Annotated in this window: 14 protein-coding genes; 6 read left to right on the top strand and 8 right to left on the bottom strand. The window is 71.9% G+C overall.

What is annotated here, in order from left to right:
- Entirely contained in the window at positions 1 to 1,437 is a 1,437-nt protein-coding gene (locus RB608_RS09220; RefSeq protein WP_308087526.1) for a helix-turn-helix domain-containing protein, read from the bottom strand.
- Positions 1,438 to 1,528: 91 nt separating this feature from the next.
- On the opposite strand from RB608_RS09220, the gene RB608_RS09215 reads away from it, so the two are divergent.
- From RB608_RS09215 to RB608_RS09200, 4 genes are read left to right on the top strand one after another with little or no spacing between them, the layout of a single operon-like run.
- Positions 1,529 to 2,584 carry a DUF917 domain-containing protein gene (locus tag RB608_RS09215; RefSeq protein ID WP_308087525.1) on the top strand — a complete coding sequence of 352 codons (1,056 nt, stop codon included), beginning with the start codon at positions 1,529 to 1,531 and terminating at the stop codon, positions 2,582 to 2,584.
- Positions 2,581 to 4,149 carry a hydantoinase/oxoprolinase family protein gene (locus RB608_RS09210; protein WP_308087524.1) on the top strand — a complete coding sequence of 523 codons (1,569 nt, stop codon included), beginning with the start codon at positions 2,581 to 2,583 and terminating at the stop codon, positions 4,147 to 4,149. The genes RB608_RS09215 and RB608_RS09210 overlap by 4 nt, the downstream gene beginning before the upstream one ends.
- Positions 4,146 to 6,326, top strand: a complete 2,181-nt coding sequence (locus tag RB608_RS09205) for a hypothetical protein (protein WP_308087523.1) — start codon at positions 4,146 to 4,148, stop codon at positions 6,324 to 6,326. Before RB608_RS09210 ends, RB608_RS09205 begins: the two co-directional genes overlap by 4 nt.
- Entirely contained in the window at positions 6,317 to 7,264 is a 948-nt protein-coding gene (locus RB608_RS09200; RefSeq protein ID WP_308087522.1) for a proline iminopeptidase-family hydrolase, read from the top strand. The genes RB608_RS09205 and RB608_RS09200 overlap by 10 nt, the downstream gene beginning before the upstream one ends.
- A 9-nt stretch (positions 7,265 to 7,273) precedes the next feature.
- On the opposite strand, the gene RB608_RS09195 is transcribed toward RB608_RS09200, so the two are convergent.
- The 6 genes from RB608_RS09195 to RB608_RS09170 form a co-directional block, all read right to left on the bottom strand.
- Positions 7,274 to 7,819, bottom strand: coding sequence for a hypothetical protein (locus RB608_RS09195; protein ID WP_308087521.1), 546 nt, complete (start codon positions 7,817 to 7,819; stop codon positions 7,274 to 7,276).
- A gap of 67 nt (positions 7,820 to 7,886) precedes the next feature.
- A complete protein-coding gene (locus RB608_RS09190; protein WP_308087520.1) occupies positions 7,887 to 9,326 on the bottom strand; it encodes a HAMP domain-containing sensor histidine kinase in 1,440 nt (479 codons plus the stop codon).
- A 7-nt stretch (positions 9,327 to 9,333) separates the two neighbouring features.
- On the bottom strand, positions 9,334 to 10,047 hold the full coding sequence (locus RB608_RS09185; protein WP_308087519.1) for a response regulator transcription factor: 714 nt from the start codon (positions 10,045 to 10,047) through the stop codon (positions 9,334 to 9,336).
- Between the two features lie 7 nt (positions 10,048 to 10,054).
- Positions 10,055 to 10,525 carry an NUDIX domain-containing protein gene (locus tag RB608_RS09180; RefSeq protein ID WP_308087518.1) on the bottom strand — a complete coding sequence of 157 codons (471 nt, stop codon included), beginning with the start codon at positions 10,523 to 10,525 and terminating at the stop codon, positions 10,055 to 10,057.
- Between the two features lie 35 nt (positions 10,526 to 10,560).
- Positions 10,561 to 11,469 (bottom strand): fructosamine kinase family protein, encoded by a 909-nt coding sequence (locus RB608_RS09175; RefSeq protein WP_308087517.1) that lies wholly within the window; start codon positions 11,467 to 11,469, stop codon positions 10,561 to 10,563.
- A gap of 28 nt (positions 11,470 to 11,497) precedes the next feature.
- A complete protein-coding gene (locus RB608_RS09170; RefSeq protein ID WP_308087515.1) occupies positions 11,498 to 11,908 on the bottom strand; it encodes a phage holin family protein in 411 nt (136 codons plus the stop codon).
- A 101-nt stretch (positions 11,909 to 12,009) separates the two neighbouring features.
- On the opposite strand from RB608_RS09170, the gene nhaA reads away from it, so the two are divergent.
- Together nhaA and RB608_RS09160 are read left to right on the top strand one after the other, a co-directional pair.
- Entirely contained in the window at positions 12,010 to 13,377 is a 1,368-nt protein-coding gene (nhaA, locus tag RB608_RS09165; protein ID WP_308087513.1) for a Na+/H+ antiporter NhaA, read from the top strand.
- 3 nt (positions 13,378 to 13,380) lie between these two features.
- Positions 13,381 to 13,602: a hypothetical protein gene (locus RB608_RS09160; protein WP_308087512.1), complete on the top strand. Its 222-nt coding sequence runs from the start codon at positions 13,381 to 13,383 to the stop codon at positions 13,600 to 13,602.
- On the opposite strand, the gene RB608_RS09155 is transcribed toward RB608_RS09160, so the two are convergent.
- Positions 13,553 to 13,972 (bottom strand): PPOX class F420-dependent oxidoreductase, encoded by a 420-nt coding sequence (locus RB608_RS09155; protein WP_308087511.1) that lies wholly within the window; start codon positions 13,970 to 13,972, stop codon positions 13,553 to 13,555. The two genes, RB608_RS09160 and RB608_RS09155, sit on opposite strands and share 50 nt — an antisense overlap.
- Positions 13,973 to 14,051 lie beyond the last annotated feature (79 nt).

Here is a 14,051-nt window from a genome sequence, read left to right as displayed (position 1 = left end):
TCACGGGGCGCTCAGACGACGCACCCGGCACGCCAGCTCGAGGGCGAACCGGCGCTCGGGATCGGTCAGGTCATCGCCGAGCGCCTCGGTGATCCGGCGCATCCGGTAGACCACCGCGTTGCGGTGGAGGTGGAGCTCCTCAGCCGTGCGCTTCAAGGAGCGGTGGCACTTGAGATAGACCGCCAACGTCTCGATGGACGTACGTGCTCGGTCCCCGCCGAGCGCATCCAGGGGCGCGAGGAGCTCGTTGACGAGGAGGCCGGAGGTCGTGGACGTGGCGACGTCCAGCAGCACCCGGGCCAGACCGTCCGCGTCGGTCATCACGATCCCGCCGACCGCGCTCGGCCCACGCGTGGCCAGGGTGGCTCGCGCCTCGGCGGTCGATCGCCGAAGCCCCTCCACGCCGGCCCGGCACAGGCCGATGGCGCCGCGGGCGTGCTTTCCGCGGTCGGCCATGCTGTGCAGGCAGTCGGTCAGCTCCGCCGCGCGCTGGCCCGGGTTCGGGCTCGAGGAGGGAAGCCGCTGCGAATGCACGAGGATGACGGATCGTCCCGCGACACAGGAGCTCCAGCCGTCCGTGTTCGCGTCCAGCCACAAGGTCATCTCGCGATGGAGCTGGTCGAGGGCGACGTAGGAGGCCAGCGGGTCGTCGTCGGCGAAGCTGCCGTCGACGACAGCGCCGGTGTGCCAGGCCTGGAGGTCCAGGCCGACCGCGGCGGCCAGGTCGAGTGCGGTCTGCGGTGGGTCCGACTCTGTCGTGACCAGTTCGTGGAGTACGGCGGCGCGCGAGCGCACCGGCGAGGGCAGCTCGCTGAACGTCGCCGCGATGACCCTGAGCAGCGCGGTGGCCGACAGCACACAAGCCCGGTCACGGACCCCGCTCGCGAGCCGGCCGCCGCCGGCCAGCTCGACGTCTCCGCCCGGGCCGAGCTCCAACCGTCGATCCGAGAGCGTGGAGAGTCGAGATAGCACGGTACGCGCATCGATCTGCGGCGCCTCTACCAGCTCCTCCAGGACGTCGGTGAACTCGTCGAGCCAGGACCCATCCGCTTCGCCGTCCACGACGTGCACCAGTCGCAACATCAAGGTGCTGAAATCCGTGTCGGTGGAGTAGCCCAGCACGCAGACCCGGAACCGTTCGGCGATGACGGAGGCGGTCGGCGTCAGACCGGAGCCGTCGTCGGCGATCACGATGCCCGCGACGCCGAGGGTGGAGCACTGACGCAGGAACAGGTCGAGCTGGTAGTCACCCGCGCGGGTCAGCCGGCCCGAGGCGGCGGGAGGAACCATGACGAGCGCTCCGCCGAGGTCGCCCGTGAGCGCCCCGGTGTCCTCGGCGAGGCGAACACCCAGCACGGATCCGCTCGGCGTGGTGCCGGCCAGGACGGCCAGCCCCAGGCGGTCGCCGGCGACGAGTAGATCGCGAAGGAGAATCACCGGCGGATCGTATCGCGAGTACTGTCGGGGGAGCAGAATCTATGCTCATGGTCCATAGTGCGCCTGCGTCAGGGCGACGAACATGGCCGTCATGCAGTTGACCGAGGCCGACCTCACCGCGCTCGCCTTCGGCTGTGGACTGCTGGGCGCCGGCGGCGGGGGCGAAACCAGGACCGCGACACTCATGGCACGCGAGAGCGTCCGGACCCGGGGGCCGGTGGAGGTGGTGCGGCACACGGACCTCGCCGAGGACGACCTGGTGCTGCCGTGCGGACTCCTCGGCGCACCGACCGTGTCTGCCGAGAAGATCCTCTCGGGCGACGAGGCGGCCGGCCTGGTCGCGACGACCGAGGAGCGGCTGGGGCGCCGGGTCACCGCGCTGATGTGTCTGGAGGTGGCGGGTTCGAACGGTCTGATCCCTCTGGTGTGGGCGCAGCGTCTGGGTTTGAAGGTCGTCGATGCCGATGGCATCGGCCGGGCCTTCCCGATGCTCACCCAGGTGGCGATGTCCGTCACCGACCAGAAGGTGGCGCCGGTGGTCATCACCGATGAGCGGGGTATCACCGTGACGTTGGAAGGGGCGGTCACCTCGGTCTGGGCGGAGCGCTTGTGCCGTACCGTCGCGACCGTCTTCGGGGGACGTGCGGCGGTGAGCCTGTTCCCGATGCACGCGGGTGACCTCCCTACCGCGAGCATCCTCGGCTCGATCTCGCATGCGTTGGACCTGGGACGCGCCGTCCTCGGTGCCCGGGATCGTGACGGGGCCGTCCGCCGGATCCCCGGTGCCGAGGTCGTCCTGGCAGGCATGGTCCGTGATGTCCAGCGCACCACTGCGAACGGCTTCGTCCGCGGTCATGCACTGATCCAGGGTGTCGACGACGATACCGGGCGGCTGGTCCGGGTCGAGTTCAGGAACGAGAACCTGGTCGCCCTGGAGGACGGTGCGGTCGTGGCTGCGACACCGACCATCATCAGCGTCCTCGACTCTGTCGAGATGTCGGCGATCGCCACCGAGGACCTCGTGTTCGGGCAAATGGTGACGGTGGTGACCTTGGCGGCAGCGCCCTTCTGGTACACCGAGGCCGGTCTGGAAGCAGCGGGACCCCATGCCTTCGGCTACCGCCTCGGTCCGGAGGCGCACTCGTGAGCCGCGCGGACTTCCGGCTCGGCATCGACGTCGGCGGCACGAACACCGATGCGGTTCTTCTGGACGACGACCTCTCCGTCCGCACCAAGTGCAAGTCGCCGACGACTGCGGACGTCGTCTCGGGAATCATCTCCGCCATCTCGCTCGCCCTCGACACTGCTGGCCTCGATCCGGCTCGCGTCGGGCACGTCATGGTCAGCACGACACTGGCGACCAATGCGCTCCTCCAGCGGCGGAACCTCCTGCGGGTGGCCCAGTTGCGCATCGGAGCCCCGGCTACCACCGCCCTCCGCCTCCTCTGCGACTGGCCGGAGGACCTCCGCGCCTCCACGGTCGGCGCTGCACTGATCGCGCCGGGCGGGTTCGAGACAGACGGAACAGAGATCGGCGTCTTCGACGACGACCTGATCCGTCGATTCGCGGAGGACGCAGCCGCGACGTGTGACGCCTTCGCCGTGACCGGTGTGTTCTCGCCGCACTTCCCCGACCAGGAGCTGCGGGCCCGGGAAATCATCCGCGAGGTCGCGGGAGAGATCCCGATCTCGCTCAGCCATGAGATCGGTTCCCTGGGACTCGTCGACCGGGAGAGCGCGGCGGCGCTCAATGCCGCTCTCGCCGGGGTCGCTGCGGAGCTCGTCCGCTCGGTCGAGGCCGCCTTGCGTGCCTCCGGGGTCGCCTGCGACACCTATGTGGTCCAGAACGACGGCACGCTGATGTCCGGGGACGTCGCGACCCGTTACCCCGTCCTCTCGATCGGCAGCGGCCCGGCCAGCAGCATCGTCGGGGCGCAGCACCTGGCCGGAATCGACGAGGCGATCGTCGTGGACGTCGGCGGCACCTCGACAGACATCGGTGTACTCGTCGGCGGACGGCCCCGCTCATCGGTCGCGGGGGCCAGCGTCGGCGGCGTCCGCGCCAACTTCCGCATGCCCGATGTGATCTCCATCGGACTCGGCGGAGGGTCGGTGATCCATGGACGAGGGGCAGGCACGCGCGTCGGGCCGCACAGTGTGGGCGCCGCCTTGAAGGACCGCGCGGTGGTGTTCGGTGGAGACACGCTCACGATGACCGATGCCGCGGTCTGGGCTCGACGTATGAGGCTCGGCCACGCGGCCGGACTGGCCTCCCACCAGCGCGAACTGCGCTGGGCGATGGCGGAGGCGACGCGGCTGCTGCGCACCGCCGTGGGTCGTTTCCACATCGCGGGCGAGCAGACATCCGTCGCTGTCGTCGTGGGCGGAGCGAGCGAGCTCTTCGATGAGAAGGACTTCGATCTGGAGCTCCTGAGACCGGAGCACTTCGAGTCGGCGAACGCCGTCGGCGCTGCCGTCGCCCGGGTGAGTCGTGAAGTGGATCTCGTCACCCACGCCAGCGGCCCGGAGCGCGAACGCGCCGTCGCGGACGCTCACCGTGCCGCCATCGACTATGCCCTGGCCGCCGGAGCCGACCCGCGGGAGACCTCCGTCATCGCGGTCGAGGAGACGCCCTTGGCCTACGCCGCCGATGGTGCGGTACGGCTTCGGGTGCGTGCCGCTGGTCCGATCGCGAGGGCGTCGAGCCGATGAGGACACTTCCGGAGTCGGTGGAGGACATCCAGCCGCGCGCCGACCGGCTGCTCACCGCGGAGCAGGCGCTAGGTGAGGCCCGCCGTATCGCCCGGCGCGACACGGCGGTCCTCGAGATCGCAGGGCACAGCCGGCTCGGAGCACCCATTCCCGTGCTCGTCCTCGGCAGTGCGGGCACACTCGCCCGGGCCGCGGAGGTCCGCGAGGCGGCGCGCGAGCTCTCGCTCGGGACGGGAGGTCGTGCCCGCTGGCCCGCGGGTCTCCCCGCGCCGATCCTGTTCCTGGCGAGCAACTACGGCAACGAGGCGGCCCAGGTCGAGGCACTCCTCCAGCTCGCTGACCTGCTGAGCCGTGACCTCGAGGGCCCACGTTCTCCCTACGGCGGCGCGCTCGTCCTCATCGTTCCCCTCCTGAACCCCGACGGCCGTGAGTGTGCACTGCGGACCTGGACCGACTTCCCGCAGGCCCCGGCGGTCGGCGCTTACGGGAATGCGTACGGCATCCAGGTGGCACGCGAGTTCCTGTACCTTCTCGAGCCGGAGACCGTGGCGCTGAACCAGATCGTCACCCGTTGGCATCCGGTCCTGGCCTGGGAGGTGCACGAGGACGCCGTCAGCCTCGGCCGAGCCCATCCGGAGCCCTGTCTCGCCCCGCCGACCGGGCCGTGCCCTCCAGATCCCGTCGAGTCCGCGAGGTGGCGTGAGACGGCCCGCTACGGCGAGGCCATCGCTGAGGCCTGGCGACGCGACGGCCTGCCGCACCTGTATCGCGCGGACGGCCGGCATGGGTGGCCGAGGCTGCTCGACACCCGTTTCGAGCACCTCGCCCAACATCCCGAGACGCGCTTCACCCGCGCGATGTCCCTGCGCGGGGTGACGTCCTTCATCACGGAGAGCACCCGACTCCCTGGCGCCGTGCGCTGGGAGGAGCGGCTGCGGCACAAGGTGGCGGCGGGCCTGGCCGTCGCCCGCCTCGCCGCGACGGACGCCGAGCGACTCCTGGCGGGCGTGGCTGAGGTGACCCGATCCGGGATGGAGGAGACGGGCTTCTATCTGCTGCCCGTCGAGCGAGGGCCCGCCCAGCACGGTCTCGACCTCGCGCTGGATCTGCTGGCCGCCCACGAGATCGCGCACGCCGTCGTGCGGTGTGGGGACGAGACAGCCGTGCTCGTGCCCCGCGGCCAGGCGCGCGCGACGACGGTCTCGGTGCTCCTCGACCTGCGTGCCTCGCAGCACCAGAGCCTGGTCGCGAATCTTGGCCTGAGGGTCATACCGTCCGAGAGTCTCTCGCACGAGGACAGATGCGCATGGGAGACGGCGCCATTGACAGTACTGCCCTCGCCCAGCGGAGAACCACCGGCGGGACGGTCTGCGCCCGCAACGGGCGTGGTGGCGGTCTATGGGGGCCAGGGGGTCAAGGACTTCGCCGCCGAGGGCATCCTCGGTGGCGTTCGCCGTGCGCTGGACGCCGCCGATGTCGCCCATGTCGTCATCGACGCGTCGATGATCCGAGATCGTGGCGCGCTGGTCGGGGTCGACGTACTGCTGGTGCCCAACGGTGACGCGGACGCGATCCTGCACGGCAGCGGCGCTGCGAGCGTGTGGCACCGGTCCCCGTGGATGGTCGAGGAGGCGCCCGACGGGCTCGGGGCCGCCGGTGCCGCGGTTGTCCGGGACTTCGTCCGCGGCGGGGGCCTGTACGTCGGAGTCGATGCGGGAGGCGCCCGGCTGGCGACGTCCCTGGGCATCACCTCGTGTCGGGTCTCGCGCGAGAACCTCGGCACGGGGCTCGTGCGGTTCTCTGTCGACGACCCGGACGACCCCGTCTTCGCGGGCGTTCGAGGCTCGTGGGACGTCCACGGCGCGTGGCGGGAGGGAGAGCTGCTGGCCCATGTGGACTGCGAGCCCGGGCTCGAGGAGTACGGTGCCCTGCTTCTGGAGCGCGGGGCCGACGTGACTGCCCTCGCGACGCTGATCCGGCCCGAGCCCGTACCCGGGGTCAGGCATCTGGTGACCGAGGATCTCCCGTTGGACGCAGCCGCTCGCGCGGTCATGACGCGCGAGCGGTACGGCGCCGGCGAGGTGCTCCTGATGACCATCGATCCGACCTATCGCAGCCTCAGCGTGCCGGCGGCGACGATATTGCTCAACGGTCTCGGCGGCCGCCGATGGACGTGAGTCGCGCCGAGCTCGCCGCCGTGGCGAGACGCTGTTTCGACAGTGCTCCCGCGCTGGCCTCGCAGGGTCACCTGGACCTCGGCGGCTCGCTCCTGTGGTACGGCGTCGTCGGGCATCGCGACGACCGGCCCCCCATCGTCTGCGTGCACGGCGGACCGGGCGGCGTATCGCACGAGGTCCTGTGGCCGCTGGCGGCCCTGGCGCTGACGGGCCGGCGCGTCGTCTTCTTCGATCAGCTCGGCTGCGGCAGGTCGACCCGCGAGGTGGATGTCGACGCGCTCGGCATCCACTCCTACGTCGCCCAGGTCCGTGCCGTCATCGACGGCCTCGGGCTGGGGCGGTGCCACGTCCTCGGCCACAGCTTCGGAGGCATGGTGACGCAGGAGATCGCGCTGTCCGATCCGGGTCGTCTGCGCAGTGTCGTGCTCGCGGACACGTCCTCCGACCTGGACCGCTATCTCGCCGAGGGCGAGGCGATCCGTCAACGCCTGCCGCCCGACATCCGGGAATTGCTGGAGACCGGCGACCAGCGACTCCCAGGCCATGCGGACGCCTATCGGACCTATCTCGAACAGTTCAGCTGCCGGCTCCGACCGGTGCCGCTGGCCCTGCGACGGGCGCGGGACGGTGGCAACGACAGCGTGACCGAAGCGATGTGGGGTCCCGGTGGGCAGACCTTCGCCGTGACGGGCCGGCTCGGTGGATGGACCTGCCTGGAACGTCTGCCCCAACTGTCCGTCCCCGCCCTGGTCATCACGGGGGAGCACGACATCGCCTCGCCCGCCCTCGTCGCGCTCAGCGCCAGGGCGATCCCGTCCGCTGCCCTCCATGTCGTGGCAGGCGGATCCCATACGCCGTTCTTCGACGACCCGGGTGACTTCTTGGAGGTCGTGGCTGCGTTCCTGTCTCGTCACGACGGAGATGGTGGCACCGACTAGCGGGGTGGATCAGCTCCCGGTCGCGCTCGGGTCGGCGCCCGCGCCGGTCTCGGCCGCGCGCTCGGACAACAGGCCGAGCGCAGCCGTGACGCCGCGCACGATCCGCTTCTCGTCGTATGGCGCGGGATCCACGACGTCGACCTGCTGGATCAGGTCGCCGTTCTGCACGAAGCCCGTGACGTAGAGCTGGTCCTCGGCGGCGTTGACCACGACCCGGGCGTCGTCGGCCCCGTCGACGGTCGGCGTGCGGACGTCGGCGTCGGCCTGCTGTCCCATCGTCTTCCACGCCTCCTCGAGGGTGCCGGGGAAGAGCAGGTAGTTGGCCGTCACGACGGCGTCGCCGCTGCCCTCGGCCGGGGCGAAGCGGCACTCCGGCTTGGTGGGCGTGCCGGCGTGCTCGGTGGTCTCGCTGCCGAACTCGGCCTTGACGAAGGCGGCGTCGAGCGCGTCGCACGGGTTCCACAGCGCCGGTGTCTCCGTCGGGAGCTCGGGCTTGGCGCCGACCTCCTCGCCCCCGCACGCGGCCAGGAGCACCACCAGGGGCAGCAGGATCACCGCGGCACCGGGCACCTCACGGCGCCGGGACCGCCACCTCCCGCGTGGGGAACGGACACGTCGTGGGTCAGGCAAGGGGGTTCTCCCGTCCGGGCAGTTTGAGTACGAGGCGCGCGCCGCCACTGGCATTGGCCGTGGCCTGGACCGAGCCGGAATGACGTTGGGCGACCTGGCGCACGATCGCCAGCCCCAGGCCCGAGCCGGGCATCGTCCGGGCGTCGGGCGAGCGCCAGAACCGGTCGAAGATCTGGGCCCGATCGGCCTCCGCGATCCCCGGGCCCTGGTCGTCGACGGTCAGCACCCCGTCGCTGAGCCGGACGGTCACCTGGCCTCCCTCGGGGCTCCACTTGGCGGCGTTGTCCAGCAGGTTGGTCACCGCGCGCTCCAGCTCGGCGTCCTCGCCGATCACCCACCACGGCCGCGTGAACACCTCGAACTCGAGGCTGGGCGCGCGGCGGCGTACCCGCTGCACGGCGTGGTCCACCACGTCGGCGAGGTCGACCGGCTCCACCTGCACGGGCATCGGCTCGTCGCGGGCGAGCTCGGTGAGGTCGCCGATCAGGGTGGTCAGCTCCTCGATCTGCGCGCGGACGTCGTCGAGCAGCTCGTCGCGCGCGTCGGGTGGCAGCGCGCCGAAGCCGTCGGGGCCGCGGGCGGTCATGGTGAGCAGGTCGATATTGGTGCGCAGCGCGGTCAGCGGTGTGCGCAGCTCGTGGCTCGCGTCGGCGATCAGCTGCCGCTGCCGGATCCGGCTCGCGTCCAGCGCCACCAGCAGGTGGTTGAACGCCGTCGCCAGTCGCGCCATCTCGTCGTCGCCCTCGACCGGCAGCGGGGTGAAGTCCTCGGTGCGCGCGATCTCCTCGACCGACCCGCTCAGCCGGCGTACCGGGCGCAGGCCGTTGCTCGCGACCGCCCACCCGGCGAGGCCGGCGACGATGACGCCGAAGACGCCGAAGGCCACGGTCACCCAGCCGAGCCGGCGCAGGGTGCGGTCCTGGTCCTCCAGCGGCTGGGCGATGACCAGGGCGACGCCGCTCTGCTGGGTGGGCACGGCGACGATCCGGTAGCGCTCGCCTGCCAGCACGATGGTGCGCAGGCTGCGGTCCTGCTTACCCTGTGCGACGTCGAGCTCGGGCCGGCCCAGCTTCAGCGTCGGGCCGCGGTCGAGGATCCGCAGGGTGCCGTTGTTGAAGTCGAGGATCGCGATCCGTACATCGCCCGCGCCCAGCGCCCAGGACGGGATGCCCTGCGAGCCCGCCTGCAGCAGGCTGTCGGAGTCGGCCGCTCTCTCGGCCCGGTCGACGAGTGCGTTGTCGAGGGTGTCCTGCATCTGCACGCGCGCGGTGATGTAGGCCCCCACCGCCACCAGCGCCACCGACATGCCGACGGCGATCGTGGTCAGCCAGATCACCCGGCTGGCCAGGGAGCGGCGGTAGTGCCAGCGCCCGTCAGGGCCCTGCCCGACCCCGAGACCCTGGCCGACCCCCAGCCCCCAGGGAACGGTCACGAGCGGCTCATGACTCTGTCGCGCGCAGGACGTACCCGATGCCGCGGACGGTGTGGATCAGGCGCTGCTCGCCCTCGGCCTCGGTCTTGCGGCGCAGGTAGCCGACGTACACCTCGAGCGAGTTGGCCGTCGTGGGGAAGTCGTAGCCCCACACCTCCTCGAGGATGAAGCTGCGGTCGAGCACCCGGCGCGGACGGCGCAGGAACATCTCCAGCAGGGTGAACTCGGTGCGGGTCAGCTCGATCGAGCGGCTGCCTCGGCGCACCTCGCGGGTGGCGACGTTCATGGTGAGGTCGGCGAACGAGAGGACCTCCTCCTCGGCGCCGTCCTCGATCGGCGCGACCCGGCGCAGCAGCGCCCGCAGCCGCGCGAGCAGCTCCTCCAGCGCGAACGGCTTGGTCAGGTAGTCGTCCGCCCCGGCGTCCAGCCCCTCCACCCGGTCGCCCACGGCGTCGCGCGCGGTCAGCACGAGGATGGGTACGTCGTTCCCGGCGGCCCGCAGCGCCCGGGTCGCCTCGAGCCCGTCGAGCTTGGGCATCATCACGTCCATCACGACGACGTCGGGCGCGACCGCGCCGATCCCGGCGAGCGCCTCCGCGCCGTCGCCGGCCAGGTGCACGTCGTACCCGTTGAAGGCGAGCGAGCGCCTCAGCGACTCCCGCACGGCGCGGTCGTCGTCGACGACGAGGATGCGGTGCGGAGTGGCGGTACGGGCAGACACGCCCCCATCATGGCCGATCGGCCTGAGTGGTGGCTGAGAGGCGGTCGAGGGCGGGGAGGACGTGCTCGGCCAGGAGCGGCGCGAGATCGGCGGGCAGGGGCCGAGCGCCCGCGGGCAGCCAGCGCAGCTCGGCGATCTCCGCCGCCGGGACGACCGCGACCTGGGCCGGGTGCTCGAAGACGGTGGCCGCGACCTCGAACCCGGCCTCGTTGGCCGCCGCCGCGCGGAAGGTGCCGACCAGACGCAGGCCGGCCGGGTCGAGCACGGCGCCCAGCTCCTCGTGGCACTCGCGCACGGCGGTCTGCGCCGCGCTCTCGCCCGGCTCCGGCTTGCCGCCGGGCAGCATGAAGCGGTGGGTGCCGCGCTTGCGGACCGTGAGCACCGCGCCGGCCGGGTCGCGGAGGACGACGGCGCTGACCGTGATGAGCTGGGTGTCGAGCTGGGTGTCGAGTTGGGTGTCGAGCTGGGGATCCGGCACGGCGCCAGGCTACGGGGCGAGGCGGGTGCCGCCGGCTACAGGTAGCGCTGCGCGACCCGGGCCGCGCGGGCGCCGTACTGGCCGCCGAAGAGGCAGGCGTGGACGAGCAGCGGGAACAGCTGGTGGTAGCCCAGCCGCTCCTCCCAGCCATCGGCCAGTGGCGTCGCCTCGTGGTACGCCGCCATCACCTGCGGCAGCTGCGGGAGGCCGAACAGCGCCAGCATGGCGAGATCCACCTCGCGGTGCCCGCCGTACGCCGCCGGGTCGATGACGACCACACGGTCGCCGGCGGCCCACAGCACGTTGCCGTTCCACAGGTCGCCGTGCAGGCGGGCGGGCGGCTCGATCGGCACGATCGACGGACCGCGCGCGGCCGCGGTCTCGATCGTGGCGGCGTCCTCGGCGCTGATGATGTCCTTGTCGCGCAGCACCTTGAGGTAGGGCGCGATCCGGCGCTCGGCGTGGAACTCGGCCCAGCTCGGCAGCGGCCGGTTGGGCAGGGGCAGCCGCCCGATGTACCCCTCCACACGGGGGGCTCCGCCCCCCGTGGACCCCCCGGACCCCTCCACGTCCAGCCCGAAGCAGGGCGCGCCGTACGCGTGCGTCGCGGCCAGGGCGCGACCGAAGGCCCCCGCGGCCTCGGCGCTGGGCCGGGCGGTCTCGACCCAGTCGAGGATCAGGCAGTCGGTGTCGACGGCGAGCACCTCGGCCGCGGCCACGCCACCGCTGGGCGTCGCCTCGGCCAGCCAGCGCAGACCGGCGGCCTCATGCGCGAAGAACCGCGGCGGCGCCGTGCTGAGTGTCTTCAGGAACGCCGTGCGCCCGCTGGAGAGGCGCAGCTTGACCGCGGTCGCGATGTCGCCGCCCGCCACCGGGGCGGTGGCGACCACGGCGGAGCCGAGCAGCTGCTCGGCTCGTCCCGCGACGACCGGCTGCCGCGCCATCGCTTCCCCCCTCGTGCCCTGCTCGGCCTCAGGCCTGGCCCTTGAGGGCACGCGGGATCTCGCGCCCCTGCCCGATGGCGCGTTCGGGAGCCTTGACCTTCTTGAAGCTGCGGATCGCGAGGAACACCAGCAGCGCGGCGAGCAGGACGTAGAAGCCGAACACGATGAGGAAGGCCCAGTGCAGGTCGAGCCCCGAGCCGTTCCAGTGGATGAAGTACGCGATCGCCACCGAGAGCATGATGACGGCCAGCACGAGGAGGAACAGGGCCGCCGCGATCAGGCCGGCACCGACGCCTCCCGCGGTGACGCTGACCTTCAGCTCGGACTTCGCGAGCTGGATCTCCTTGCGCATGATCGTGGAGAAGTCGGTCTGGGCGTCCTTGATGAGACGCCCGATGGTCGGCTCTTCCCCAGTGTGGGTCCGCGGTTCGGTGGCCATGCGGCCGACCTTACCGATATCGGTAGGATCGGTGCAGGTGAGCCGGGAAGTCTGGTCGGCGGTGATCTCGCCATGCCCGCCTGACGTCAGGAGCCCGCCCCATGTCCGACCCCAGCCACGCACCCGACGACCTGTGGCGCCGCGGTCCCGTCTGGACGGCGAGCGAGCGCCCGTTGGCGCGGTACGTCGGCCGCCCGCTGCGCGAGTTCCTGCACGTCGAGGCCGCCGGATCGATGCTGCTGCTCGCGGCCACCGTGATCGCGCTGCTCTGGGTCAACCTGCCCTTCGACGGCTGGGCCACGGCGTACGACCACTTCTGGCACACTCCCATCGCCCTGGAGGTGGGGGACTGGCGGATCGAGGAGTCGCTCCAGCACTGGGTCAACGACGGGCTGATGACGATCTTCTTCTTCGTGGTCGGCCTCGAGATCAAGTACGAGCTGGTGCACGGCGACCTCCGCGACCCGCGCACCGCCGCGCTGCCGATCGTCGCGGCCGTCGGCGGCATGGTCGTGCCGGCACTGGTCTATGTCGCGATCGTCGGTGGCGGTGAGGGCTCGGGCGGCTGGGGGATCCCGATGGCGACCGACATCGCCTTCGCCGTCGGCGTGCTCGGCCTGCTCGGCTCGCGGATCCCGTCCGCGGCGCGGCTGTTCCTGCTGACGCTCGCGATCGTCGACGACATCGGCGCGATCCTGGTGATCGCGGTCTTCTACACCGCCGACCTGTCCCTCGGCTGGCTCGCTCTCGCCCTCGTGCTGTTGGCGGCCATGGCCGCGCTCCGGGCCGCGCGGGTGTGGTCGATCCCGGTGTACGCCGTCCTGGGAGTGGCGGTGTGGTTCGCGCTGCTGCAGTCCGGGGTGCACGCCACCCTCGCCGGTGTCGCGATCGGCCTGATGACGCCCGCGGTCGCGCTGCTGCGTCCCGAGGTCGCGACCGACTACGCCGTCGAGGGGCTGCGGGACAACGACCTCGACGCCGAGGAGCTGCACCGGCTGCGCTTCCTCATCGGTGAGTCGGTCCCCGTCGTCGAACGCCTGCAGACGCGGTTGCACCCGCTGTCGGCGTACGTCGTGCTGCCGGTGTTCGCCCTCGCCAACGCCGGGGTCGCCCTGGGCGACGGCGTCCTCGGCGAGGCGCTGCGCTCGCCCGTCGCGCTCGGCATCGCCGCCGGTCTGGTCCTCGGCAAGCCGCTCGGCATCACGCTGGCCTGCTTCCTGGCGGTCCGGCTCGGCGTCGGCCGGATGCCCGAGGGTACGTCCTGGCCGCAGGTCGTCGGCGTCGGCGCGGTCGCCGGCATCGGCTTCACCGTCTCGCTGTTCATCGCCGGCCTGTCGTTCCCGGGCTCCGACCTGCTCACCGCCGAGGCGAAGGTCGGCATCCTGGTCGCGTCGGTGGTCGCCGCCGGGGTCGGCGTACTGCTTCTGCTGTTGTCCGGCCGCGACCGCGCGCGGAGTGGCACCATCTGAGGCGTGGAAGGCCGCGCACTCGACCGTCAGCCGTACCAGGGATGGGCGTTCATGGTCCCGTTCCTCGGGGCGGTCGCCGCCGCGCAGCTCGGTGACGCGGCCGGCGCCGGGCGGGCGCCGTACCTCGTCCTGGCCGAGCACCACGTGCGTCGCCAGGACCGCCGCGCCGAGGACGTCAGTCCCGAGGAAGCACCTGGACCGAGCCGAGGATCCGCTCCACGCTGACCCGGATCGCCACCCGCTCGGGGTTCGGGGTCGGTGGGCGGTAGCGGGCGGCGTACAGCGCGCAGGCACGGGCCACGGACTCCGCGTCCTCGCAGACCTCGCCGGTCCCGACCAGCGACGCCCAGCGACCCCGGTCGACCTGGGTGACGGTGAGGCGCGGGTCGCGCGCGAGGTTGCGCACCTTCTGCGAGCCCCGGCGGGTGATGATCCAGGCGCAGTGCTGGTCGAGGTCCAGGGTCGCGCCGACGGGGACGGCGTGGGGGGCGCCGTGCCGGTCCAGGGTGCTCAGCGTGCAGAGGTGGTACTCGGTCCAGAACGCGGTGAGCTCCGCGGGCAGGGTGGTCCAGTCGACGGTCTCCAGTGCGGGCACGGCCCACAACGTACGCCGACCCGTCTCAGACTGAATCTCCGGGCGCGCTGACCCGGCGCAGATTGAACCCGGAGACGCG

Source organism: Nocardioides sp. LHD-245 (assembly GCF_030929495.1).
GTDB lineage: Bacteria > Actinomycetota > Actinomycetes > Propionibacteriales > Nocardioidaceae > Nocardioides.
Note: the sequence above shows the minus strand (reverse complement) of the source record. Positions and strands in the feature narration are given on the sequence as shown.

What these genes read in the sequence shown, in the direction of transcription:
- RB608_RS09215 (WP_308087525.1), top strand. Translation starts at nt 1,529, where the DNA reads ATGCAGTTGACCGAGGCCGACCTCACCGCGCTCGCCTTCGGCTGTGGA.
- RB608_RS09205 (WP_308087523.1), top strand. Translation starts at nt 4,146, where the DNA reads ATGAGGACACTTCCGGAGTCGGTGGAGGACATCCAGCCGCGCGCCGAC.
- RB608_RS09200 (WP_308087522.1), top strand. Translation starts at nt 6,317, where the DNA reads ATGGACGTGAGTCGCGCCGAGCTCGCCGCCGTGGCGAGACGCTGTTTC.
- RB608_RS09175 (WP_308087517.1), bottom strand. Translation starts at nt 11,469, where the DNA reads ATGGCGCGGCAGCCGGTCGTCGCGGGACGAGCCGAGCAGCTGCTCGGC.
- RB608_RS09170 (WP_308087515.1), bottom strand. Translation starts at nt 11,908, where the DNA reads ATGGCCACCGAACCGCGGACCCACACTGGGGAAGAGCCGACCATCGGG.
- nhaA (WP_308087513.1), top strand. Translation starts at nt 12,010, where the DNA reads ATGTCCGACCCCAGCCACGCACCCGACGACCTGTGGCGCCGCGGTCCC.